A 23,938-nucleotide genomic window follows, 5' to 3' on the forward strand; every position below is an offset into this window, starting at 1 on the left:
CCCCCACATGGCTGAGCGCAACCCGGCATGTTCAGAGTTAACTTGCATCTTGGATGCAATGTTTCTACGGTTACACCCATGCGGCTCACGCGATTCACCGACCTGGCCCTGCGCGTCCTGATGCGGCTGGCCGTCGAGGAGACGGACCTACCCACCACCCGCGAGGTGGCCACCGTCATGCAGGTCCCGTACACCCACACCGCCAAGGTGGTGGCAAGGCTCCAGCACCTCGGCCTCATCGAGGCCCGTCGGGGCCGGGGCGGCGGACTCGCGCTGACCGCAGCCGGTCGGGCGGCGTCCGTCGGCGAACTCGCCCGCGAACTGGAAGGCGCGGGTGACGTGGTCGAATGCGAGGGGGCCACCCCGTGCCCCCTGCGCTCGGCATGCATCCTGCGGGGCGCGCTGCGCCGCGCCCAGGAGGCGTTCTTCGCCACACTGGACCCGCTGACGGTGGGCGAACTCGTCACCACCCCGACCGGGCCACTCCTCCTCGGGATCGCCGGTGGCGCACCAGGGTCCCCGCAGTTCCGACCGAGCACGGGGCCGAGACGGTCCCACGGCGACATCGGGGCGAGCTGACAGATCCCGCCCCGCACCTGACGGAGCACGACCCACCACTTGACGGTTCCCGACCGCACCGCGACGGGGAACCCTCACGGCATTGAATATGTATTAGAGATACCAATTACGCCCGCACAGCAGGGGAGAAATCTGCATGTTGTCCCACAAGTCAGAAATGACCGTCCGCGCCACCCTGCCGGCCGTCGGGGCCGCGATCGGCGAGATCACCGAACTCTTCTACGCAAATCTGTTCGAAGCCCACCCCGCACTGCTCCGCGACCTCTTCAACCGGGGCAACCAGGCCGCCGGGATCCAGAAGCAGGCCCTCGCCGGTTCCATCGCGGCCTTCGCCGGCCACCTCATCGACCACCCCGACACCCGCCCCGACGTCATGCTCTCCCGCATAGCCCACAAGCACGCCTCCCTCGGCGTCACCCGCGAGCAGTACCCGATCGTCCACCACCACCTGTTCGCGGCGATCGCCGAGGTCCTCGGCGAAGCGATCACACCGGAGGTGGCCGAGGCATGGGACGAGGTGTACTGGCTCATGGCCAACGCCCTGATCAGCATCGAGGAGCGACTGCGCGCCGAGCGGCAGGCAACCGTCGGTCAGACCTGGCGGGAGTGGACGGTCATCGACCGTACGGAGGAGACCGCCGATTGCACCACCTTCACGCTCGCGCCGGCCGACGGCTCCCCCGCACCCGCTCACCGCCCCGGCCAGTACGTCTCGGTGCAGGTGGAACTCCCCGACGGCGCCCGGCAGATCCGCCAGTACAGCCTGTCCAACTCCCCGGGCTCTCCGGTCCGCACCATCACCGTGAAGCGCATCCGCGGCGGCGGCCCGGACGGCGAGGTCTCCCACCATCTGCACGCCCGCGTCCGCATCGGAGACCGACTGCACCTGTCCGCACCGTACGGAGACCTGGTGCTCCGGGACACCGGCAGCCCGCTCCTGCTCGCCTCGGCGGGAATCGGCTGCACCCCGATGCTGTCCATGCTGGCGCACCTAGCGGAGACGGAGTACGGGGCGCCGGTCACCGTGGTGCACGGCGACCGCTCCCAGGCCGACCACCCGCTGCGCACCGACCACGCCGCCTTGACCCACAAGCTCAACGACGGCGCCGCCCACTTCTGGTACGAGAACCCGGTCGCCGACTCCAGCCATCCGGATGACCGCACCGGGTTGGTGGACCTGAGCGCGCTCCCGATCGCCAAGGGAACGGTGGCCTACCTCTGCGGCCCACTGCCCTTCATGCGGGCGATCCGCGGACAGCTCCTGGCCAAGGGGGTGCCGGCCGCCGACATCCACTACGAGGTGTTCGGTCCGGACCTGTGGCTGGCCGGGGCCTGACACTCGTTCCAACCCGCGACCCGACCCCGCGGTGGGGTCCGCGCGCCGGCCCGCGGGCCCCTCCGCACCACCTCGCACCACGGCCGAAAACAAGCCGGAAAATCGGGCGCAAAGCCGAGGGCTACCCCACCTTTCGGACAGCCTGCCCGACTGCGGCCGGGCCCCGCGGGGCCCTAAACACCGGGCGCCACCACCTCGGCCGACCGCTGACACCACCTCGCCAACCCCTCACTGAGGGTGACTGGATAAACTCGCACAGTGTGCGAAGAGGCTAGCCCGGAAGGGCTAATTCCGGTAGATCCCGGAGTAGGCGGCGGTCACAGAGGGTGGCCGCCGGTACCCACGGAGGAGGCGGCCATGTCCGCACCCATGTCGGCCGGGAGATTCCTCTCGGCGCTGCGGGAAGAGGGGCTCCACGTCATCGAGACCCACGGCTGGCGCACCCACAACCGCAACCACAAGGGGCCCTGGGGCCCGGTCCACGGAGTGATGATCCACCACACCGTCACCCGCGGCACCGCCGCCACGGTCCGCATCTGCCGGAACGGATACGCCACCTTGCCGGGCCCGCTGTGCCACGGGGTCATCGCCAAGGACGGCACCGTCCACCTGGTCGGCTACGGCCGCGCCAACCACGCCGGATCGGGCGACCGCGACGTGCTGCGCGCCGTCATCGCGGAGCGACTCCTACCACACGACGACCAGCGCAACACCGACGGCAACCGACACTTCTACGGATTCGAGTGCGAGAACCTCGGTGACGGAAAGGACCCGTGGCCCCCCGTGCAACTCACCGCGATCGAGCGGGCCGCGGCTGCGGTGTGCCGCGCCCACGGCTGGAACTCCCGGTCCGTCATCGGCCACCGGGAGTGGCAGCCCGGAAAGATCGACCCGGCCGGATTCACCATGGACTGGCTGCGCGGGCGCATCCACGAACGGCTGAAGTAGCCCCCGGGCGGCCGGGGCACACCCGGCGGGCTCCGGCACTCTGTTTGCGCCCGGCGGCTCGACCGGACCACCCTGGACGGGTGAGCCGACCGACCACAGGCAGGGGTCCCGTGGGCTCCGCCGGCGGAAGGCGGCGGGCGCCGGGCGCGGGCGGATCGAGGCGCCATGGTCCTTGACCTGCTCCTCGTCGCACTGGCCATCACCTTGGACCCGCTGCCCATCATGGCCTTCGTGCTGGTGATCTCCGCCACCCGCGGGACCTGGAACGGACTGGCCTTCATCCTCGCCTGGTTGGCGTGCCTGGTGGCGGTGATCGCCCTGGTGATGCTGGCGACCGGCGGTGAGCCCCCCGCCCCGCGCTCTCCGCCTTCCACCGCCGCGCTGGCGGCCAAGCTCACCATCGGCGTGGGACTGGTCGGCTACGGCGAGATCCGCCGCCGACGTTTCGTCGCCAGCCGTTCCTCGCAGCCCCCGCACGGGAGTTCGAACGAGCCGGCGGAGTCCCGGCTCAACCGGCTCACCCCCTGGTCCGCCGCTGGGCTCGCGGTCTTCCTGCAACCTTGGGGGCTGGTCGCCGCCGGCGCCGTCACCGTGGTCGACGCCGACCTCTCGCACGCGTACTCCTTCGCGGCCCTGCTGGGATTCTGCCTGCTTGCCACCGGTAGCCTGCTGGCCGCCGAGGTCTACACGCTGATCGCCCCCGACGCAGCCGCACTCCGGCTGCGGGCACTGCGCAGCTGGATGGCGGGTCACAAGGACCAGGCGATCGTCGGCATCTGCCTCTTCCTCGGACTGTGGCTGACCGCCAAGGCCATCTACGGCCTCACCGGCTGACGCCCCGGCCCCCCGAGGACGGGTCCGGCTCGCTCTCCCGGGCCAGAACGCTCCAGCGCCCCGCGCGATGTGCACAGCACCGCTACCGGTGGTGCAATTGAGAAGAAGATCCCTCCCCCGCCGATGCCGGACGGCGGTCCGGCCGTCGAACAGCCGAGCCGCCGAGCTGCTTGCCAGGAGTGGCCATGAGCGTAGATTTCGAAACGGCCGAGCAGATCGAAGAGATGGGGCCCGTCGACTACTTGATCGTCGAGTTCCCCGGAAACCGGATGACCGGAGAGGGCTTCCCCCTGCTCCTCGATCTGGTCGATCGCGGGATCATCCGCATCCTGGACCTGCTCTTCGTCCGCAAGGACCTCGACGGGAGCGTGACCGCGCTCAAGGTGACGGAGACCACCGAGGACGACGGTATCGACCTGACCTTGTTCGAGGGCGTCTCGACCGGCCTCCTCGGTCAGGACGACCTGGACGAGGCCGGCGCCGTCCTCGATCCGGGGAACTCCGCCGGAATCCTGGTGTACGAGAACCTGTGGGCAGCCCCGTTCGCCCGGGCCATGCGCCGCAGCGGCGCCCAACTGGTCGCCGGTGGCCGCATCCCCGTTCAGGCCCTGCTGGCCTCGTTGGACGCGAGCGAGGACTCACCGGGGGCCTCCGACACCGACCCGACCGGGTGACCCAGCCCCGTCCCCCCTCGTAGGGAGCTCCCATGCCAGGCCTTCTCCGTGGCGTCGCCCGCACCGCCGTGGTCGCCGGTACCGCCACCGCCGTATCCAACCGGGTCTCCCGGCGGCAAGCCGGCCGCTGGGCCCAGCAGGGGCAGCAGGAGGCGCCGGCCCCGCAGTACGCAGCGCCGCCCCCGCCCCCGCCGCCGCCCGCCCCGGCCGGAGAGGACATGAACAACAAGATCGAGCAGCTGAAGCAGTTGGGCGAACTCAAGGACCAGGGAATCCTGAGCGAGCAGGAGTTCGAGGCTCAAAAGCGCCGGATCCTCGGCTGAAGCCGCGGGTACGGCGCCTCGGGGCCGCGTCGACGGAGCCCCTGGTTACGGTGAGCAGCCCGCTGGCCGAGAATGGTCCGGTGAGGCACCCCGTTGACATTGACGCCCTGCTACGGCCCCGGCCTCCCTCTCCCCTGCACGAGGTCCATGACGAGCGCTTCGCGAGGAGAGGCGTGCGACTGCTGCTGAAGCGGGATGACCTGATCCACTCCACTCTGCTCTGGGACCCGGAGGCGCTCGGCCAGGTGGACCTCCACCCGGCGGGCAACAAGTGGCGCAAACTCGCCCCGAACCTGAGGATCGCGGCCGAGCGCGGGCACCACACCCTGGTGACTTTCGGCGGGGCCTACTCGAACCACCTGCGGGCCACCGCCGCTGCCGGGCGGCTGCTGGGCTTCGAGACGGTCGGCATCGTCCGCGGACAGGAGCTGGCCGAGCGGCCCCTGAACCCCTCGCTCACCCGCTGCGCGGCGCACGGGATGCGGCTGCACTTCACCGACCGGCACCGGTACCGCCACAAGGCCGATCCCCGCGTCCTGGAAGAGCTCCTCACGGAGGCCGGGGCGCCCGGGGGATTCGTCATCCCGGAGGGCGGCAGCAATCCGGCCGCCGTCCGCGGCTGCGAGGAGCTAGGCGCCGAACTGCGCGGGCGCGCGGACCTGGTGGGTGTCGCATGCGGTACCGGTGGGACGCTGGCCGGCCTCGCCGCGGGCCTGGATGCACACCAACAGGCGCTCGGAATACCGGTGTTGAAGGGCGGCTTTCTGGATGCCGAAGTCACGGCGCTCCAGTGCAAGACATTCGGAAGCCGCCGGGGCGAGTGGAGCCTGGACGACCGCTTCCATTTCGGCGGATACGGCCGGGTCCCCACCGAACTCGATTCCTTCGCAGCGGAGTTCGGCGAGCGCCACGGCATCACCATCGAGCGGATCTACGTGGCCAAACTGCTCTACGGGCTGACGACTATGGCCAGGGAGGGCGCGCTCGCGCCGGGCAGCACGGTGGCAGCGGTCATCACCGGCTCGCCGTGATCCCCGGCCGTCCAGGGCCCCGGCCTCAGTCGCCCCGCTCTCGATAGGCAGCGGCCTCTTCCAGGTCCAGCCGCCGCAGCAGCACCCGCATCATCTCGTCGTCGATGCGCCGGGCGTCACGCAGTTCCACGAACACCTCGCGCTCCGCCGCGATCATCTCGCCCGACAGCCGTCGGTAGGTGTCGTCCGCGGACTCGCCAGTGAGCGGGTTGCCCTCGCCCAGACGTTCCCACACCGCGTTGCGCCGGCGCTCCAACACCGTGCGCAGCCGCTGCTCCAGCGGCTGCGGCAGCGCGTTGCGCTCATCGGCCAGGAGTTCCTCCAAGCGCGCCTCGGCCACCTGGGAGGCCTCGTTCTGTGCCTGCGCTTCTGCCAGCGTCTCGGCCTGCGGGTCCCGTGAGGGCAGGCGCAGTGCCCGAATCAGCGGCGGCAGGGTCAGCCCCTGGACCACTAGGGTCGCGATCACCGTGGTGAAGGTGAGGAAGAGGATCAGGTTCCGGGACGGGAAGGGGCCGCCGCCGGCCGCCTCGTCCACGGTCATAGGGATCGAGAAGGCGATAGCCAGCGAGACCACTCCGCGCATGCCGGCCCAGCCGACGATCAGGGGTGCCTTCCAGGTGGTGTCGGGCTCACGCGCGCGGATGCGTGCGGACAGCGCCCGCGGGAGGAACGTCGCCGGGAAGACCCAGACGAAACGGGCCACCACCACCGCCACGAACACCACGAGTGCGGACCACAGTGCGGTCAGGCCCTCGTACTCGCCGAGGCCGGCGAGCACCACCGGCAGCTGGAGGCCGATCAGTGCGAACACCACGGACTCCAGGATGAAGGCGACCATCTTCCAGACCGCCGCCTCCTGGAGCCGCGTCGCGAAGTCGACCTGCCAGGACCGGTGCCCCAGGTAGAGCGCCACGACCACCACCGCGAGGACCCCGGAGGCGTGCACCCGCTCCGCCGCCGCGTACGCCACGAAGGGGATCAGCAACGAGAGGGTGTTCTGGAGCAGTGGTTCCCTCAGATGAGTGCGCAGCCAGTGCAGCGGAACCATCAGCAGGAGACCGACGCCCACTCCGCCCACCGAGGCCACCAGGAACTCGACGATGCCGCCGGTCCAGCCGGCGCTCTCACCGACGACGGCGGCCAGCGCCACCTTGTAGGCGGTGATCGCGGTCGCGTCGTTCACCAGGGATTCGCCCTGGAGGATGGTGGTGATCCGGTGGGGCAGCCCGAGCTTCCGGGCGATGGCGGTGGCCGCCACGGCGTCCGGTGGCGCGATCACGGCACCGAGCACCAGCGCGGCGGTCAGTGAGAGGTCCGGCACCAGCAGGTGGGCGGCGTACCCGACGGCGAGGGTCGCGAAGAGCACGTAACCGACCGAGAGCAACGCCACCGGTCTGATGTTCGCCCTCAGGTCCAGGTAGGAGCTGTCGACGGCCGCGGTGTAGAGCAACGGGGGCAACAACAGGGGCAGCACGATGTGCGGATCCAGCTCGTACTCCGGAACCCCGGGGAGGTACGAAGCGACGAGCCCCGCGGCCACGAGCAGCAGCGGGGCCGGGACGGGTCCCCGCCTCGCCGCGCCTGCGATGGCGGCGCTGCCCGCCACCAGCGCGATCAGCTGCGCTACCTCCATCGGCAAAGACCCCGTCTCCGTCGCGAGCCGTCGTAACCTGGCCATCATGGACGAGTGCCTGCACGTTCCCGAACTCCCCCACCCCGAGCCGGCGCCGCGTGCGGCGACCTGCCCCGAGTGTTTGGCGCGCGGGAGTCACCCGGTCCAGCTTCGTATGTGCCTGTGGTGCGGGCACGTGGCGTGTTGCGATTCCTCTCCGCACCGACACGCGACGGCTCACTACCTGGAGACGGGTCATCCCGTCATGCGCAGTTTCGAACCGGGCGAGACCTGGCGGTGGTGTTACGTGGACTCCTCGATCGTCTGAACCCAAGGCCTGTCCCGCAGGGCCGCTACGCGCACAATTGGGCCCGTCCGGTCAGCATTTGGGTCCACAGACCCCTAGCCACTGAGCGTGCATATGGGCTTACCATCAGTGACAGTCGCCGGCGGGGGGCGCGGGGGCGCCGCGACACGGCGCCGTGGATCGCGATAGCGTCACCGGCGAACAGAGCTCGTACCACCTTGGAGGTGAGGGTGTCCCAGATCGCAGGCGAGCCCGGGACCCAGGACTTCGTGGAAGTCCGGCTGCCGGCTGCGGGTGCCTACCTGTCGGTGCTGCGGACGGCTACGGCCGGCCTTGCTGCACGTTTGGACTTCACCCTCGACGAGATCGAGGACCTGCGCATCGCAGTGGACGAGGCTTGCGCGATCCTGCTCCAGCAGGCCGTGCCCGGCTCCGTCCTCTCGTGCGTCTTCAGGCTGGTGGACGACTCCCTTGAGGTGACCGTCTCGGCCCCGACCACCGACGGGCGAGCGCCCGAGCGGGACACCTTCGCCTGGACGGTGCTCTCCGCGCTGGCCGGCAAGGTCGACTCCCAGGTCGCCGAGGACCAGACGGTCAGCATCAGCCTCTACAAACAGCGCGGCGCGGGACCCGGTCCGGCGTGAGCGGCGGGGACAGTCCAGTACGAGACCGGGGCGTTCCGGAGCAGCACGCCCGGCCACACCCGGCGGATGACGGCCTTTTGGACTCGGCGGAGCGACGGGCGGGCCCCATGAGCGAGAACGAGCACCAGCACCACGAGGACCGGCGCCACGATCCACGTGATCGAAGTGGCGCGCGGGCGATGTTCGTCGAACTGCGCGAGCTCCCCGAGGGGTCACCGCAGCGTTCGGAGCTGCGCAACCAGTTGGTGCGGATGCACCTGCCGCTGGTCGAGCACTTGGCGCGGCGCTTTCGCAACCGCGGCGAGCCCCTGGACGACCTCACCCAGGTCGCCACGATCGGCCTGATCAAGTCGGTGGACCGATTCGACCCGGACCGTGGCGTCGAGTTCTCCACGTACGCCACCCCCACGGTCGTCGGTGAGATCAAGCGTCACTTCCGCGACAAGGGCTGGGCCGTACGCGTGCCCCGTCGCCTCCAGGAGCTGCGCCTCGCGCTGACCACGGCGACCGCGGAGCTCTCCCAGCAACACGGACGCTCACCCACCGTTCACGAACTGGCGGAACGCCTCGGGATCTCCGAGGAGGAGGTGCTGGAGGGGCTGGAGTCGGCGAACGCCTACAGCACGCTGTCGCTGGACGTTCCGGACACCGACGACGAGTCCCCGGCCGTGGCCGACACCCTGGGCGCGGAGGACGAGGCGCTGGAGGGCGTCGAGTACCGGGAGTCCCTCAAGCCGCTGCTGGAAGGGCTTCCGCCCCGAGAGAAACGGATCCTGCTGCTCAGGTTCTTCGGGAACATGACCCAGTCCCAGATCGCTCAGGAGGTCGGCATCTCACAGATGCACGTCTCCCGGCTGCTGGCCCGGACGCTCGCCCAGCTCCGCGAGAAGCTCCTCGTCGAGGAGTAGGAAGGACCCGAGGGGCGAGGCAGGCGCGCTCCGCCCGCCTCGCGCCGGGAAGCGCTTCAAGCGCCCCGCGGCCCGGCGCCGAGGGCTTGCGTGGTGGTCGGGCTGACCAGCAGTACGAGCGCCGTGAGCGCAGCTGCGGCCAACGCGATTCCGCCGGCCAGTACGCCGCCGCCGGTGTCGATCAGGGTCCAGGAGACCGGGACGGCCATCAGTTGGGTGATCAGGGCAGGACCGCGTGCCCAACGGCGGCGCAGCCTCAGTCCGTGCGCCGCCGCGAGCGGCAGCAGGGCCAGCGCCAGCAGGGTCACACCACCGGTTTCCGCCTGCTGCGGGGAATCGGGGTCACCGAGCAGCCCCATCACCAACAGGTAGACGCCGAGGCCGGCCAGAGCGAGGCCCTCCAGCGCGGTAAGCGCGGCGGCGGCGATCAGCCGGGCCGGTACGGGACTGTTGGGCGCGGCGTGCTGGGCATGGGTCTGCTCGGTACTCACCCCAGCAGGGTAGCCGTCGGCACGCCGGCGCCGGATCGACCGGTTCAGAGATCCGGTATGGGCCAGGTACCTGCCGGTAGGTAGTCTGCTGCACATGCGTGCACTCCTCGTGGTCAATCCGGCGGCTACCACCACCAGTGCGCGCACGCGCGATGTCTTGATCCATGCGCTGGCCAGCGAGATGAAGCTGGAGGCGGTGACCACCGAGTACCGCGGACACGCTCGGGACCTGGGGCGGCGGGCCGCGGAGAGCGCGGACATCGAGCTGGTGGTGGCGCTCGGCGGTGACGGCACGGTGAACGAGGTGGTCAACGGCCTCCTGCACGGCGGCCCCGATCCGGACCGGCTGCCGGGCTTGGCCGTGGTTCCCGGTGGATCCACGAACGTCTTCGCCCGCGCGCTGGGGCTGCCCAATGACGCGGTGGAGGCGACCGGCGCACTGCTGGACGCACTGCGGGAACGTCGGGAACGGACGGTGGGACTCGGCCTCGCCTCCGGCACCGTCGGCACCGTGGACGAGCAGGCGCCGCCGCGCTGGTTCACCTTCTGCGCCGGACTCGGTTTCGACGCGGGCGTCGTGGGCCGGGTGGAGCAGCAGCGGGAGCGCGGCAAACGTTCGACGCATGCACTGTATGTACGACAGGTGGTCCGACAGTTCTTCGAGGATCCGCACCGCAGGAACGGCACGATCACACTGGAGCGACCGGGCGAGGACCCGGTGACGGATCTGGTGCTGTCGATAATCTGCAACACCTCGCCCTGGACGTACCTCGGCAACCGCCCGGTGTACGCCTCCCCGGAGGCGTCCTTCGATACCGCACTTGACGTACTGGCTTTGGACCGGATGTCAACCGCGGCGGTGGCTCGTTACGCCACGCAGCTGCTGACCTCGACTCCTGAGCGCGGCCCGCGGGGCAAGCATGCGGTATCTCTGCACGATCTGACCGACTTCACCTTGCATTCGAAGGTTCCGCTTCCATTCCAGATGGACGGCGATCACCTAGGACTGCGTACCAGCGTGACGTTCACAGGCGTACGCCGTGCACTGCGTGTGATTGTGTGAGCGGAAGGGCCTTTAGTCCTTTCAGTCGAACGTTTAGGCTGGGATCCACCCCATAGAAGTACGGCTGTGACCTAGTCGACACCGATGAATCAAAAAAAACTTTCCGGAAGGGGTTGTATCCCCGTCCGAGGTTTGCGAATCTCTACATGGCGATCGGGACAGCCCGCACAACCCGGCACCCATGCGATCGCCAGAACCCTTCCACGAATCACGGACCGCTCCGGCCAACCGGGGTGTTCGCCCTTCCCTTGCGGGGGGATTCGTGAAAGCGTTCACATTCACAAGCAACGTGCCCGCAATACCAAGGAGATGGAGCAGCCATGGACTGGCGTCACAACGCCGTTTGCCGCGAAGAAGACCCCGAGCTCTTCTTCCCTATCGGCAACACCGGTCCTGCGCTGCTGCAGATCGAGGAAGCCAAGGCCGTCTGCCGTCGCTGCCCCGTGATGGAGCAGTGCCTGCAGTGGGCGCTGGAGTCCGGTCAGGACTCCGGCGTCTGGGGTGGCCTCAGCGAGGACGAGCGCCGCGCCATGAAGCGCCGCGCCGCCCGCAACCGGGCGCGCAACGCCAGCGCCTGAAGCCGACTTTGAGCCTCGATAGCCGCAGCGCGTAGAACCTCAACAAGCGCTCAGCAACGTGCTCTTGAGCCCCGGACCGAATCATCGGTCCGGGGCTCAGTGCTGTGCTCCGGCCCTCGAATTCCTTGCCGCCCCAGGAGCCGTCCCGTAAGTGGGCACCTGGACTACTTCTGCCCGGGCACCGGAATATCGAGGATCACCTTGGTGCCACGGATCGCACCGGCAACCATGTCGAACGTTCCGCCGAGCTCCCCCTCAACCAGGGTGCGCACGATCTGAAGACCCAGGTTTCCGGCGCTCTGAGGGTCGAATCCAGCAGGAAGGCCACAGCCGTCGTCCTGCACCGTGATCTTCAGCCGACCCTCCTCCCGGCCCGTTCCGCTACGCGCCGCGATCACCTCGACCGTGCCGTACTCCCCTGGTGCGAAGGCGTGTTCCAGGGCGTTCTGCAGGATCTCGGTGAGCACCATCGACAGCGGAGTGGCGACCTCCGCGTCCAGGATCCCGAAGCGTCCGGTACGCCGGCAGCCGACCTTGCCGGGTGAGATCTCCGCGACCATCGCGATGACCCGGTCGGCGATCTCGTCGAACTCCACCCGCTCATCGAGGTTCTGGGAGAGCGTCTCGTGCACGATCGCAATCGAACCGACCCGTCGCACGGCCTCCCCCAGCGCCTCCCGCCCCTGATCCGAGTCCATTCGGCGAGCCTGGAGGCGCAACAGCGCAGCCACCGTCTGGAGGTTGTTCTTCACCCGGTGGTGGATCTCCCGGATGGTGGCGTCCTTGGTGATCAGTTCCCGTTCACGCCGACGCAGTTCGGTGACGTCCCGACACAGCACGAGGGAACCGATCCGGATGCCCTTGGGCTTGAGCGGAATGACCCGCAGCTGGATCACTCCCCCGTTGCCCTCCACCTCGGTTTCCCGTGGTGCCCAACCGCTGGCGAGCTTCACCAGCGCCTCGTCCACCGGCCCGCGGGCGGGGGCGAGTTCGGCCGTGGACTGGCCAAGGTGTTGGCCGACCAGGTCCGAGGCCAGGCCCAGCCGGTGGTAGGCGGAGAGGGCGTTCGGGCTCGCATAGGTGACGACCCCGTCGGCATCCAGCCGGATCAGGCCGTCCCCGACGCGCGGGGAGGCATCACGGTCGGCCTGCTGTCCCGGATAGGGGAAGGCTCCGGAGGCAATCATCTGGGCAAGGTCGGAGGCGGACTGCAGATAGGTCAGCTCCAGCCTGCTCGGGGTCCGCACCGTCAACAGATTGGTGTTGCGGGCGATGACGCCGAGCACTCGACCCTCCCTGCGCACGGGAATGGACTCCACCCTTACCGGGACCTCCTCGCGCCACTCGGGATCGCCCTCGCGAACAATCCGCCCCTCGTCCAGTGCGGCGTCCAGCAACGGTCGGCGCCCCCTCGGTACGAGGTGGCCGACCATGTCGTCCTGGTAGGACGTGGGGCCGGTGTTGGGCCGCATCTGGGCCACGGAGACGTAGCGGGTGCCGTCCAGGGTGGGAACCCAGAGCACGAGGTCCGCGAAGGAGAGGTCGGAGAGCAGTTGCCACTCCGACACCAGCATGTGGAGCCACTCCAGGTCGGTGTCGCTGAGAGCGGTGTGCTGGCGGACTAGCTCGTTCATGGAGGGCACGAGTGCGAGCGTACCCGTGCACGGGTACGGCCCGGAAAAGGAGTTCCGCGACGCCTCCCCTGACCGCGGCGCCGGGACGGGACCCTCAGCCCGTCCGGCACCGCAGCCCGGAGTGCATCGGCCGGCGGGTGTGCGGTCCCGGCAGCCGGTGGGAGGGGCCTGCGCGGTCAGGGCAGAACACGCGGCTCACCTCGATCCACCCTCCTGTGCGGGGAGGGCGGACGTCTTATTCTCAGCATCTGCATTGTGGACTAGACCAATTGGTTCTGTCCATCCATGTGCAGCGGGAAACTTCCGTTGCTTCGTCCAAGATACGCGACGGTAGCCCTGCGGGATACGCCCCGAAGCCGAGGTGCGAATTCCGTGCGGCACCACGGCTGCCCGAGCCCTCAGCGCGTCTCGGTGACCTTGGCGAGGGCCCGCGGCGCGTCAGGGTCCTGACCTCGGGCCACGGTGACCTCATGCGCGAGCAGCTGGAGCGGCAGGATCTCCAGGATCGGCTGAAGCTCCTCGCCCACCCCTTGCGTGGGCAGGACGAATCCCGCCGAGGCGGCTTCGACCTGAGCCCTGGGGCCGACGACGAAGAGGTCAGCCCCACGCCCCCGCAGACGGTCCAACACTGGTTGCAGCGCCTCGCCTCCCCGCCCCTCGGTGACGACGGCGATCACCGGGAAGACGTTGTCCACCATCGCGAGCGGCCCGTGCAGCAGATCGGCCCCGGAATAGGACAGCGCCGGGATGTAGGAGGTCTCCATCAATTTCAGGGCGGCCTCCTTGGCCGTCGGATACCCAAAGCCCCTGGAGGTGATGACCATCCGTTCCGCGAAGCGGTAACGGGCCGCCAGCGCCCGCACCTCGGCGTGGCGGGCGAGGATCTGCTCGGCGAGGGCCGGCAGGGACCGGGCCGCGTCGGCGCCGTCCACCCCACGCAGCCCCTCCACGAAGAGATACAGGGCCAGCAGGGAGGCGGTGTACGTCTTGGTGGCCGGCAGGGCGCGCTCGGGACCGGCGAGGACGTGGATGTGGTGCTCACAGACGGCGGCCAGCGCCGAGTCGGGGTTGTTGGTGACGGCCACGGTGACCGCCCCGGCCCTTCGGGCCGCCTGGGCCGAGGCAACCAGGTCCGGAGAACCCCCGGACTGGCTCACCGTGACCACCAGGACGTCACTGAGGTCGGGCCGAGCCGCGTAGGCGGTGGTGGTGGACATCGAGCTCAGCCCACAGGGCAGGCCGAGACGCACCTCCAGGAGGTACTTGGCGTAGAGGGCGGCGTGGTCGGAGGTGCCCCTGGCGGCGAGCAGGACGAAACGGGGCTTGCGAGCGGCCACCGCTTCGGCGGTGGCGCGGATCAGGGGCGCCCCCTCGGTGAGGAGTCTTTCCAACCGCCGGCTGCTCGGCGATCTCCCCCGCCATCATCCGACCGGGGCGTTCACGATCCTCGGACATGCGGGTCTCCTCGTCGGCTTCGACCATGGGGGTAGTCGACCACCCCGCGCCGCGGGCCGCCACCGGGACCCACCCCGTTTCGGGGCGGTCACCCCAGCACCGCGCGGGCTCCCCCACGGGGACGCCATTCTGCTAGATTGGTCTATACCACATATGCCCACTCCACACAGATCGGCAGGCCCAGCGTGGAAGTTGTCATCGTCCCGGACGCCAAGGCGGGCGGCGAACTCATCGCAGAGGCCATGGCCGCCCTGCTCCGCCGCAAGCCCGACGCCCTGCTCGGTGTCGCAACGGGCTCGACCCCGCTGCCCATCTACCAGGCACTGACCGCCAAGGTCCGAGCAGGCGAGGTCGACGCCTCCCGCGCCCGGATCTGCCAGCTCGACGAGTACGTGGGCCTGCCCGTCGACCACCCGGAGTCCTACCGCTCCGTGGTCCTGCGCGAGGTCGTCGAACCACTCGGCCTGGACGAGTCCTCCTTCACGGGCCCCGACGGATCCGCCGACGACGTGCAGGGCGCCTGCGAGGCCTACGACCGGGCCCTGACCGAGGCCGGCGGCGTGGACCTCCAGCTGCTCGGCATCGGCACCGACGGACACATCGGCTTCAACGAGCCCTGCTCCTCGCTCTCCTCCCGCACCCGGATCAAGACGCTCACCGAACAGACCCGGATCGACAACGCCCGCTTCTTCGAGGGCGACGTCAACCAGGTACCGCACCACGTCATCACACAGGGCATCGGCACCATCCTGGACGCGCGCCACCTGGTCCTGCTCGCGACCGGGGAAGGCAAGGCCGAAGCCGTGGCTCAGACGGTCGAGGGCCCACTCTCCGCCCTGGTCCCGGCCTCAGCGCTCCAGTTGCACCGCCACGCCACCGTCGTCGTCGACGAGGCCGCGGCGTCTCGGCTGAAGCTCGCCGGCTACTTCCGTCACACCTACGCCAACAAGCCTCGCTGGCAAGGGCTGTAACCACGGCCGAAAGGACGCCCACGCGGGCTTCGACCTGACCACTGCGCCCCGCCGAGCACGCTCGGCGGGGCGCAGTGGTGTGCGGTGACGTCCTCCCGTCCCGACCGGGCCGCGTTCTCGCGACGCCATGGACCGCACCGGGGAGTGATTGAGCCCACCCGGAAATAACACACAGTGTGAACGCGAACCCGGTCAATTCGCAGGAATCAACCACCACGGCCACATGGAGCAATCGGTTCCTGAGTGAAAGAAACCCGGCCCCTTCCCCGCCCCAAATTCACAGCTTGACCAAGGTCCACCAATAAGTACGCTCACCACCATGAGGCAGCACGTCAATAAAAGTAGACCCTGAAGGGGAGTAGCGAATTCCATCACTTTGCGCACGCCCGCAGTGGGGCTGGTAGCCATTCGGTGGTCCCGCCCTCCGCTTGGGCTGACCTCGCCTAACCCGCGTGCCCGTAGCCAGCCGGTTCGGCGCGGCCAGGGGCCCGAGGAAGGCCGCTCGGGGGGCTACGGGAGCGCGGTGTGAGCACTGGGTCACCCCGGCTCGACTTCACACACGCCCCGATCCCGGCGAATTTCGGAATCGGAAAGTCCGGAACTGATCACTTTAGGGTGGGAGTGAGCGAGAGGCCCACGGCGCGCATACAGGGACAGCCCTGGAAGGCCGCGCTGAAGAAGACTCGAAAACCGCCAGGCACCCGGAATCGCCGCACGACACCCGCCCTGGTTCCGGCATACCCCCAGTGGTCCACCCGCTCGAAAGCGAGAACCCCCGTGAAGCACCGCAGACGAAACACCGCGCTCCTCTTGCTGAGCGCGACACTCGTCGTCAGCGCATATGTCCACGCGCTGAAGGGCGCCGACGCCAGGCCACCCACGTCAAGACCCGACCCGGCTGCGGCGCCATCCGGGAGCCCGTCGGACTCGACGGGTGCCGCGGACCCGGTGCAGGCCGCACGTTCGGCGCTCGATGAGGTAGGGCCGCGCGACGGTCGTTACGCACTCGCGGTGGAGGACCTCACCACGGGACACTCAGTCACTCACGGCTCGATCGAGGAGCGCTTCGTCTCCGCCAGCATCATCAAAGTGGACATCCTGGCCGCCCTGCTCCTACGGGCACAGGACCACGGGACCCCCCTCACCACCGAACAGCAGCGCCGCGCCGCCGCCATGATCTGCTTCAGCGACAATGTCGCGGCGCAGGAACTCTGGATCGAGATAGGCAGGCGCCAGGGCCTGGACGCCGCCAACCGGCGACTCGGTTTCAGTCCGGCGCATGCGGGACAGCGTGGTGTGTGGGGGCTCACCCGCACCACGGTCCTCGACCAGTTGACCCTACTGAGACGTGTCTTCACCGAGGACTCACCGCTGACCGCCGAGTCCCGCGCGTACGCGCGGTCGTTGATGAGCAATGTCTTTGAGGAACATGACTGGGGCGTCAGCGCTGCGAGTTCCCCCGCGGGTTCGTTCGCGCTCAAGAACGGCTGGCTACCGCGGGAGACCACGCATCTGTGGGTCGTCAACAGCATCGGCATGGTCGAACACGGCGGCCACACCCTGCTTGTGGCCGTCCTCACCGACCGCCAGGCCACCCAAGAGGCGGGAGTTTCCCTCATCGAGCGGACCACGACAACGGCAGTCGAGGCTCTGACGGGCGGCAGCTGAAACCCCCCAAGATAGAGGCCACATCGAGCCTCCCGGCCCGACCGGGCGACCTGCGACCGCTTCCCCCACTTCAGCAAGTCCAGCCCCAAACGTGAGTTGGGTCACTAGAATCGTGGCCCGGACCTCGTCCCTCCGCACGGGCGAGCACGGCAACTTCATGGGGGGCATGACTTGCAAACTGATCACTTCACCCTGTTCCAGGAAGCACTCAGGAACCCCGACCGCCCCTACCGCGTCATCCTCTTCGCCGACCTCTCCGGCTCCACCGAGATGAAGGGCAAGTTCGGCGAGGTCGGATGGCTCCCGTCCATCGGGAAGTTCCTCGACATCACCGCCGAGGCGGTCGCCAAGCACGGTGGCACCGTGGTGAAGTACCTGGGCGACGGCACCCTGGCCGCCTTCGACGGGGAGCGCGCTGCCGAAGCGATCTGCGCGGCCATCTTGATCCAGGAGATGCTCCGCTCCGAGAACAACAGCGGGGTCCTCAACGACTGTCAGGCCACCATCGGCATCGCCACCGGCCGGGTGGTCGAGTACGAGGCGCCGGGCGGCGGACTGGACTACATCGGGTCGGTGGCCGACCTCGCTTCCCGGCTGTGCAGCGCCGGCGCCCCCCAGGCGATCTGGGTGGACAGCGCCACCGTGGTCTCGGCCAACATGAGCCGGGTCTCCTCCGAGATGGGGCGGGTCCTTGAGTACTCCCCCGACGACTACCTCTCGGCCGAGGAGAAGGTCGATCTGAAGGGCTTCGCCAAGCCCATCAAGTACCGCGAGATCATCTGGCACCGGAAGCCCTTCGGTGTGAAGAACACGGTGCTGACCGAGGCGATCGACCGAGCCCAGACCAACGCGCAGTTACCCGTCCAGGCCCAGAGCTCCCCGCCGGCGCCACCGCCCACCCAGCAGACCCTCGACGGGGTGGTCAAGCACTGGGACGGCGATCAGGGGCGGGGGTTCATCGGTGCGGCGGACCACGGCGACCACTACGTCGACCGCCGCTTCATCGTGGGCGAGGGCGAACTCACCGAGGGGCAGTCCGTACGCTTCATCCCGCTCCCACCACTCAAGGAAGGGCAGCGACCCGTTGCCGGGTGCTGCGTCCAGGAGGGCCACACCATCGACGGGACCTTCCAGCGGGTGCTCGCCCACAAGGGTTTCGCCTTCGTGGACGTCCTCGACAGCCGGGGCAACCGGCAGAGCGTCTTCGTCTTCCTCGGCGATGGCGCGGCGGACCACCGGGCAGGCCAACCGGTCTCCCTGGAGGTGCGCCACAACCACCGCGGCATCTCGGGACAGGTCCTGACCACGAACGCGAACGCCGCCCATGACGACGGCCCCTGAGCCGGCGGAGGCCCAGGCGGCCCTGATCGAGGTCCGCACCGAGCTCAGCCGTGCCGACCACAAGGCCGCCACCCTCCTCGCGCTGTTCTCCGCGATCGCTGCCGGCGTCGTCGCCACCTTCGTCGTCCGCTCGGCAGGGATCTTCGCCCTCTGGAACGGTGTCGAATGGGCCGCCTGGGCGGGGATCGTGACGCTCGCCTGCAGCCTCGGCCAGTTGCTCTACTGCGTCCGGCCGGTCGGCGTCTCCCGCCTCGCTGGACCTGCCTACTTCGCCTACTACGCGCAGTACCAAGGACGGCCCGCCGACCTGGTGGCCCACCTGTCCTCGACTCAGGACGCCCACCTCGAACGGTGCAGCCAGCTGATAGCGCTCTCGGTACTCGCCACCAGGAAGTACCGGCTGATCGCACGGGCGGTTGACCTGCTGGGCCTCTCCCTGGTTCTGATCGCCGGGGCGACCTTGTTCGACGCGCTCCACTGAGCGCCGGCGCGTCCGGGCACGGCCAGGATGCGGTTGAAGGCCGGACCCCCGCCGGGGCCCGGCCTTCAACCGGCTTCAGGGGGCGACCGCCATGAGACGGCCACCCGCTCACCCTCGGGCGATGACCTCCGCGGCGGCCTGTCCGCACACGCGGGCCGCGCCATGAGTGGCGACGTGTAGGGCACCGCGCGGTCCGGCCTGCGGAACACCCATCTCGACCACGAGCGTATCGGCGCGGGCCGCGAGCAGGGCGTCCAACACCTCGGACATCCAAGGGTGGCGGTGGGCGTCGCGGACGACGGCGACGACCGTCCGATCGCCGGCGGCCCGCAGCACCTCGGCCGCCACCTCGGCCGCGGGGGCCTCTCCGTACGAGCCGGTCTCGGTGCCGGGCAGGAGCGCGGCGAGTTCGGCGGCCGTGCCCCACGGGGTGTCAGCGCCGACCGCGACGTTCGCCACCGGACTGAGCGTCGCCACGTACACGCGGTCCACCGGCTTGCCGTGCTCTTCGTCCGCGCGGGTCACCTGCACGGCCCGTCGGGCCGCGGCCAGGCCGATTCCCGGTGCCGCGGCCACCTGGAACTCCCGGGCCCGCACGGTCCACTCGGCGAGGCGGCGGACCCGTGCCGCCGCATCGGCCAGGCGTTCCTCGGGGAGCTCGCCGGAGCGGACCGCGCCCACCAGCGCATCTCGCAGTTGCAGCACGGTGCCCTCGTCGGCGAGCCCTCCGCCCACACAGATCGCGTCGGCGCCGGCGGCGATCGCCAGAACGCTGCCGCGCTCGATGCCGTAGGTGCCTGCGATGGCGTTCATCTCCACGCCGTCGGTGACGATCAGGCCCTGGTAGCCGAGTTCCTCGCGCAGCAGGCCGGTGAGGATCTGCGGGCTGAGGGTGGCGGGGCGGGTCGGGTCGAGGGTCGGCACCAGGATGTGGGCGCTCATGACGGCCTTGGTGCCGGCCGCGATGGCCGCCCTGAAGGGCACCAGCTCGCGGGCGTAGAGGACCTCGGGGGAGACGTCGATGCGGGGCAGCGCGTGGTGGGAGTCGACGTTGGTGTCGCCGTGGCCGGGGAAGTGCTTGGTGCATGCGGCCACGCCGGCAGCTTGGAGGCCTTCCACGTACGCAGCGGTGTGCCGGGCGACCAGGTGCGTGTCCGAGCCGAAGGAGCGGACACCGATCACCGGATTGTCCGGGTTGGAGTTGACGTCGGCGGACGGCGCCCAGTTCAGATTGACCCCGCACTCGGCGAGCCGGCGGCCGAGCTCGCGGGCCACCTCCCGGGTCATGTCGACGTCGTCCACCGCGCCCAGTGCCAGGTTTCCCGGGAAGGAGGAACCCGTGAGGACCTCCAGACGGGTGACGTCGCCGCCCTCCTCGTCGATGGCGACGAGGACGTCGTCCTGTTCGGCTCGCAGCTGCGCGGTGAGCGCGGCGAGTTGCTCGGGGGAGTGGATGTTGCGTCCGAACAGGCCCACGGAGGTGAGTCCCTCGGAGATCCGGCGCAGCACCCAGTCAGGGGCCGCCGTCCCCTCGAACCCGGGCTGGAGCACGGCCAGGGCATCCCGGGTGAGGGTGTCGGTGGGGTGTGCGAGCACAGTCATGGTCAGCCCTTCACCGCGCCGGCGGTCATCCCGCCGACGGCTTTGCGCTGGAGGAAGAGGAAGACGATCAGCACCGGTACCGCGAAGAGGGAGGAGGCCGCCATGGTGGCGCCCCAGTCGTTGCCGAACGCGGTCTGGAAGGTGGTCAGCCAGAGGGGAAGGGTCTGCGCCTCGACGTCCTTGTTCAGGATCAGGACCATCGCGAACTCGTTCCAGGCGGTGATGAAGCCGAAGAGCGAGGTGGACATCAGACCGGGGGCGAGCAGCGGGAAGATCACCTTGCGGAAGGCCTGCCCGCGGGTGCAACCGTCGATGGCGGCGGCCTCCTCCAGGGAGACCGGGACGGCCGCGATGAAGCCACGCAGGGTCCAGATGGTGAAGGGGAGGACCATCACGAAGTAGATGAGGGTCAGCAGTGGGAGGCTGTTCAGCCAGTCACCGTCCCGAGCGATCATGTACATCACGATGACCATGACCTCCCAGGGGGCCATCTGGGCCATCATCACGCCGAGCACCAGGCCCTTGCGCCCCTTGAAGGTCATGCGGGCGATGGCGAAGCTCGCGCCGAGCGCCACCAGCAGGGCGAGGCCCACCGCGCAGACGGTGACCATCACGGAGTTCTGGGCGAAGGTCCAGAAGTTGTCCGCGCCGGTCGCGGTCCCGAAGTTCTCGAACGTGGGAACGAAGAAGAAGACCGGGTCCTTGGTGAGGATCTCCGCCTGCGGCTTCAGTGCGGAGGAGAACATCCAGTACACGGGGAAGACGAAGACGGCCGCGATCGCAAGGGCGCCGAGGTTCTTGGCCACGGTGCCCGGCCGGATCGGCTTGCGGTTGCGCACCTGGGAGACGTTGCTGCTCACTGCTCCTCCTCCTGCTTCAGGATCAGGCGGAAGTAGAAGGACATGACGACGACGAGCATCAGGATCGTCAGTACGGAGATCGCTGCCGCCAGGCCGTAGTGGCCCTGGGCAGAGCCTTCGACGTAGGCGTAGACGGGAAGGGTTTCGGAGGCCCGGTCGGGTCCGCCCTGGTTCATGGCGTAGACCTGGACGAAGGCCTTGAAGACCCAGATCACCTCTAGGAAGGTGGTGATCAGGAAGAACGGCTTCAGGCTCGGGAAGACCACGTTCCAAAAGGTCTGCCAGCCGTTCGCGCCGTCCATCCGGGCGGCCTCGTAGAGCTCGGCCCCGACCGTGGTCAGCCCGGCGTACATGTTGAGCGCCACGAAGGGCACGGAGCCCCAGACCACCAGGACGGTGACGATGACCAGGGTGGAGAATCCGGTCTCCAGCCAGTTGTGTTGGTCGTAGCCGGCGAATCCGCAGACCCGCATGATCCAGTTGGCCACGCCGAACTGTTCGTCGAAGAGCCAGCGGAAGACGGTGACCGAGGCCACGATCGGCATGGCCCAGGCCATCACCAGGGCCAGCGAGAGCACCAGCCGCATCTTCTTGCCGAGGCGGTTGAGCAGGAGGCCGATCAGGCTGCCGATGAGCATGATGAGCGCGACGTTCGCCAGGGTGAAGGCGAAGGTGCGTACGACGACGGTCCAGAAGTCCGGGTCGCCGAGCAGTTCGGTGTAGTTCTTGACGCCGTTGAAGGGCGTCTTGCGCTGGATCAGCTCTTTCCGGTTGACGTCCTGGAACGACAGGATGACGTTGCGGACCAGCGGATAGAGCAGCAGGACCAGAAGGCTGAGAACGGCTGGGGCGACCAGCAAGTACGGTGTCAGCCCGGACGGCAGGGAACGTCTGCCGCGAGGAGACTGAAGGTTTTCCCTCGGACCGGAGGGCGGCGGGTCGTCCTGCCGTCCGGCGGACTTCCGTGGTGCGTCCTCTGGAGCGGCGACGCCCGCCCCCTGGGAATGCACGGTCATGTCTTATTCCTCGCGGTTGACACCGGGGGCACGGCTGGTGATGGGCCACCGGCCGCACCCCCGGGTGCGATTACTGCGGACTGACTGCGGGCTACCGCCCTGTGGTGCTGGTCGCGCTGCTACTGCTTGTTGATGCGCTCGGTGATTTCCTTGTCGGCCGCCTCGCCGGCCTTCTTGGCGTCCTCACCCTTGAGCACCTTGGTCATGTACTCCTTGATCGGGTTGGGGAGCGTCTCGACGTTCGCCCAGCCCGCGGTGACCGGAGTGATCTTGCCCGCGGGGGCAGCCGCGGCCATGGCCTCGGCGAAGGAACCGGCGGCCGGCTTGAACTGCGCGTCGTCCTGGTTCGGCAACAGCGCGCCTTCGACAGCGGCGCTGTACTTGGTCATCTGCTCCTTGCCGGCAGCCAGGGCCAGCCACTCCTTGGCGAGGTCCTTGTTGGCGGAGCGCTCGGCGATGGCGAGGTTGGAGCCGCCGAAGAAGACGGAGCCCGGCTTGTCGGCCGTCTTGCCCGGGATCGGGAAGTAGCCGAAGTCGGCTTCCCCGCCCGCCTTCTTGATGGCGTCGATCGCGCCGCCGGCCTCCCAGCCGAGGCCGATCCAGGACGCGACGCCACCCTTGGGAACGACGTCCGTGGACTGCTGGGGGGAGGCCTCGTCCTTGTCCTTGGGAGCGGTGGAGAAGGACTGGAGCTTCTTGTAGAAGTCCATCGCGGAAGCGGCCTCGGCGGTGCCGAGCGTGCCCTTCCACTTGTCGCCGTCCTTGACGGCGAGGTCGCCGCCCTCGTCCCAGACGAATCCCGCGAGGACGTACCAACTCTGGCCCGGCAGGTAGATCGGCTGGGTCTTGGCGTCGGCGGCCTTCAGCTTCTCCAGGCCGGCGATCCACTCGTCGCGGGTCTTGGGCGGAGTGACGCCTGCCTTGGCGTAGGCCTTCTTGTCGTAGATCACGACGCGGTTGGCGGCGTACCACGGGGCCGAGTAGAGCTTGCCGTCCATCTCGGCGGACGAGAGCATGCCCTTGTTCCAGGCGGCGGCGCCCAGCTTGTCCTTGTCCGCCGTCAGGTCGGCGAGACCGCCGGTGACCGCGTAGCCAGCGGTCTGGGTGTTACCGAGTTCCAGCACGTCGGGCGGGGAGTTCTCGGAGAGAGCGGTGGTGACCTTCTCCTGAATGCCGTTCCACTGCTGCTTCTCGACCTTGACCTTGACGCCCTCGTGCTTGGCCTCGAACTCCTTGTTCACCTCGGCCATCCAGGCGTCCGGGGCGGAGCCGTCCATGACCCAGACCGTCAGGGTCTTCTCGCCACCGGCTTTGGGCTCGCTGCTGCCCTTGTCGTCGCTGCTGCCACAGGCCGCAACTCCGACCATCATGCCCGCGACACTGACCGCCGCGATGAGCTTGCGCTTCACGCCACCCTCCTCAGGGATGCCTGCACTCCCCTGCCCGCCGCGGTGACATACGCCAGTACTGTCCGTGGGGCTGGGACCCGGTCTCCAGATTGGTTTAGACCAGTAATCGGAGCTTGGCCTAGACCTTTAGGGGTGTCAAGGGTGTAATGAACGAGGTGGTCGTCCGTTACCGG

General features: G+C 68.9%; 23 protein-coding genes and 1 pseudogene. 16 read left to right on the forward strand and 8 right to left on the reverse strand.

What is annotated here, in order from left to right; all coding sequences use genetic code 11:
• Positions 1-78 precede the first annotated feature (78 nt).
• From ACFYMC_RS09965 to ACFYMC_RS09995, 7 genes are all read left to right on the forward strand, one after another.
• Positions 79-579: an RrF2 family transcriptional regulator gene (locus tag ACFYMC_RS09965; RefSeq protein ID WP_388521587.1), complete on the forward strand. Its 501-nt coding sequence runs from the start codon at positions 79-81 to the stop codon at positions 577-579.
• A 136-nt stretch (positions 580-715) separates the two neighbouring features.
• Positions 716-1,915, forward strand: coding sequence for a globin domain-containing protein (locus ACFYMC_RS09970; RefSeq protein ID WP_388521590.1), 1,200 nt, complete (start codon positions 716-718; stop codon positions 1,913-1,915).
• 357 nt (positions 1,916-2,272) lie between these two features.
• On the forward strand, positions 2,273-2,863 hold the full coding sequence (locus ACFYMC_RS09975; protein WP_388521593.1) for an N-acetylmuramoyl-L-alanine amidase: 591 nt from the start codon (positions 2,273-2,275) through the stop codon (positions 2,861-2,863).
• A 165-nt stretch (positions 2,864-3,028) separates the two neighbouring features.
• Entirely contained in the window at positions 3,029-3,697 is a 669-nt protein-coding gene (locus tag ACFYMC_RS09980) for a GAP family protein (protein ID WP_388521596.1), read from the forward strand.
• A 185-nt stretch (positions 3,698-3,882) separates the two neighbouring features.
• Positions 3,883-4,371 (forward strand): DUF6325 family protein, encoded by a 489-nt coding sequence (locus ACFYMC_RS09985; RefSeq protein WP_388521598.1) that lies wholly within the window; start codon positions 3,883-3,885, stop codon positions 4,369-4,371.
• 32 nt (positions 4,372-4,403) lie between these two features.
• The gene (locus ACFYMC_RS09990; protein ID WP_388521601.1) at positions 4,404-4,694 is read left to right on the forward strand and encodes an SHOCT domain-containing protein; all 291 of its coding nucleotides are present in this window, start codon (positions 4,404-4,406) and stop codon (positions 4,692-4,694) included.
• A 62-nt stretch (positions 4,695-4,756) separates the two neighbouring features.
• Entirely contained in the window at positions 4,757-5,725 is a 969-nt protein-coding gene (locus ACFYMC_RS09995) for a 1-aminocyclopropane-1-carboxylate deaminase/D-cysteine desulfhydrase (RefSeq protein WP_388521835.1), read from the forward strand.
• Between the two features lie 25 nt (positions 5,726-5,750).
• Here ACFYMC_RS09995 and ACFYMC_RS10000 read toward each other — a convergent pair whose 3' ends face one another.
• On the reverse strand, positions 5,751-7,358 hold the full coding sequence (locus ACFYMC_RS10000) for a Na+/H+ antiporter (RefSeq protein WP_388521603.1): 1,608 nt from the start codon (positions 7,356-7,358) through the stop codon (positions 5,751-5,753).
• Positions 7,359-7,404: 46 nt separating this feature from the next.
• Here ACFYMC_RS10000 and ACFYMC_RS10005 point away from each other — a divergent pair, with 46 nt between their 5' ends.
• From ACFYMC_RS10005 to ACFYMC_RS10015, 3 genes are all read left to right on the forward strand, one after another.
• The gene (locus ACFYMC_RS10005) at positions 7,405-7,665 is read left to right on the forward strand and encodes a UBP-type zinc finger domain-containing protein (protein WP_388521606.1); all 261 of its coding nucleotides are present in this window, start codon (positions 7,405-7,407) and stop codon (positions 7,663-7,665) included.
• A gap of 209 nt (positions 7,666-7,874) precedes the next feature.
• Entirely contained in the window at positions 7,875-8,288 is a 414-nt protein-coding gene (locus tag ACFYMC_RS10010; protein ID WP_388521609.1) for an anti-sigma regulatory factor, read from the forward strand.
• Positions 8,285-9,196 (forward strand): RNA polymerase sigma factor SigF, encoded by a 912-nt coding sequence (locus ACFYMC_RS10015; RefSeq protein ID WP_388521611.1) that lies wholly within the window; start codon positions 8,285-8,287, stop codon positions 9,194-9,196. Before ACFYMC_RS10010 ends, ACFYMC_RS10015 begins: the two co-directional genes overlap by 4 nt.
• Before the next feature lie 56 nt (positions 9,197-9,252).
• Here ACFYMC_RS10015 and ACFYMC_RS10020 read toward each other — a convergent pair whose 3' ends face one another.
• Positions 9,253-9,687, reverse strand: coding sequence for a hypothetical protein (locus ACFYMC_RS10020; protein WP_388521614.1), 435 nt, complete (start codon positions 9,685-9,687; stop codon positions 9,253-9,255).
• A 94-nt stretch (positions 9,688-9,781) separates the two neighbouring features.
• On the opposite strand from ACFYMC_RS10020, the gene ACFYMC_RS10025 reads away from it, so the two are divergent.
• Together ACFYMC_RS10025 and ACFYMC_RS10030 are read left to right on the forward strand one after the other, a co-directional pair.
• Positions 9,782-10,750 carry a diacylglycerol/lipid kinase family protein gene (locus tag ACFYMC_RS10025; RefSeq protein ID WP_388521616.1) on the forward strand — a complete coding sequence of 323 codons (969 nt, stop codon included), beginning with the start codon at positions 9,782-9,784 and terminating at the stop codon, positions 10,748-10,750.
• 320 nt (positions 10,751-11,070) lie between these two features.
• Entirely contained in the window at positions 11,071-11,328 is a 258-nt protein-coding gene (locus tag ACFYMC_RS10030; protein WP_003953983.1) for a WhiB family transcriptional regulator, read from the forward strand.
• A gap of 164 nt (positions 11,329-11,492) precedes the next feature.
• On the opposite strand, the gene ACFYMC_RS10035 is transcribed toward ACFYMC_RS10030, so the two are convergent.
• Both ACFYMC_RS10035 and ACFYMC_RS10040 read right to left on the reverse strand, forming a co-directional pair.
• Positions 11,493-12,962 (reverse strand): sensor histidine kinase, encoded by a 1,470-nt coding sequence (locus ACFYMC_RS10035; protein WP_388521838.1) that lies wholly within the window; start codon positions 12,960-12,962, stop codon positions 11,493-11,495.
• Positions 12,963-13,360: 398 nt separating this feature from the next.
• Positions 13,361-14,417, reverse strand: a pseudogene (locus tag ACFYMC_RS10040) (SIS domain-containing protein).
• Positions 14,418-14,602: 185 nt separating this feature from the next.
• On the opposite strand from ACFYMC_RS10040, the gene nagB reads away from it, so the two are divergent.
• From nagB to ACFYMC_RS10060, 4 genes are all read left to right on the forward strand, one after another.
• Complete coding sequence (gene nagB, locus ACFYMC_RS10045; RefSeq protein WP_388521619.1) at positions 14,603-15,388, forward strand: glucosamine-6-phosphate deaminase; 786 nt, start codon at positions 14,603-14,605, stop codon at positions 15,386-15,388.
• Positions 15,389-16,165: 777 nt separating this feature from the next.
• A complete protein-coding gene (locus ACFYMC_RS10050) occupies positions 16,166-17,056 on the forward strand; it encodes a serine hydrolase (protein ID WP_388521621.1) in 891 nt (296 codons plus the stop codon).
• Between the two features lie 171 nt (positions 17,057-17,227).
• Positions 17,228-18,397 carry an adenylate/guanylate cyclase domain-containing protein gene (locus tag ACFYMC_RS10055; RefSeq protein ID WP_388521624.1) on the forward strand — a complete coding sequence of 390 codons (1,170 nt, stop codon included), beginning with the start codon at positions 17,228-17,230 and terminating at the stop codon, positions 18,395-18,397.
• Positions 18,381-18,878 (forward strand): Pycsar system effector family protein, encoded by a 498-nt coding sequence (locus ACFYMC_RS10060; RefSeq protein ID WP_388521626.1) that lies wholly within the window; start codon positions 18,381-18,383, stop codon positions 18,876-18,878. The genes ACFYMC_RS10055 and ACFYMC_RS10060 overlap by 17 nt, the downstream gene beginning before the upstream one ends.
• Positions 18,879-18,986: 108 nt before the next feature.
• On the opposite strand, the gene ACFYMC_RS10065 is transcribed toward ACFYMC_RS10060, so the two are convergent.
• The 4 genes from ACFYMC_RS10065 to ACFYMC_RS10080 form a co-directional block, all read right to left on the reverse strand.
• On the reverse strand, positions 18,987-20,480 hold the full coding sequence (locus ACFYMC_RS10065) for a glycoside hydrolase family 3 protein (RefSeq protein ID WP_388521629.1): 1,494 nt from the start codon (positions 20,478-20,480) through the stop codon (positions 18,987-18,989).
• 2 nt (positions 20,481-20,482) lie between these two features.
• Complete coding sequence (locus tag ACFYMC_RS10070; protein ID WP_388521840.1) at positions 20,483-21,301, reverse strand: carbohydrate ABC transporter permease; 819 nt, start codon at positions 21,299-21,301, stop codon at positions 20,483-20,485.
• Between the two features lie 35 nt (positions 21,302-21,336).
• Positions 21,337-22,356, reverse strand: coding sequence for a carbohydrate ABC transporter permease (locus ACFYMC_RS10075; protein ID WP_388521632.1), 1,020 nt, complete (start codon positions 22,354-22,356; stop codon positions 21,337-21,339).
• Between the two features lie 119 nt (positions 22,357-22,475).
• Positions 22,476-23,765, reverse strand: coding sequence for an extracellular solute-binding protein (locus ACFYMC_RS10080; RefSeq protein WP_388521634.1), 1,290 nt, complete (start codon positions 23,763-23,765; stop codon positions 22,476-22,478).
• Positions 23,766-23,938 lie beyond the last annotated feature (173 nt).

The organism is Streptomyces sp. NPDC006879, assembly GCF_042869595.1.
Lineage (GTDB): Bacteria > Actinomycetota > Actinomycetes > Streptomycetales > Streptomycetaceae > Streptomyces.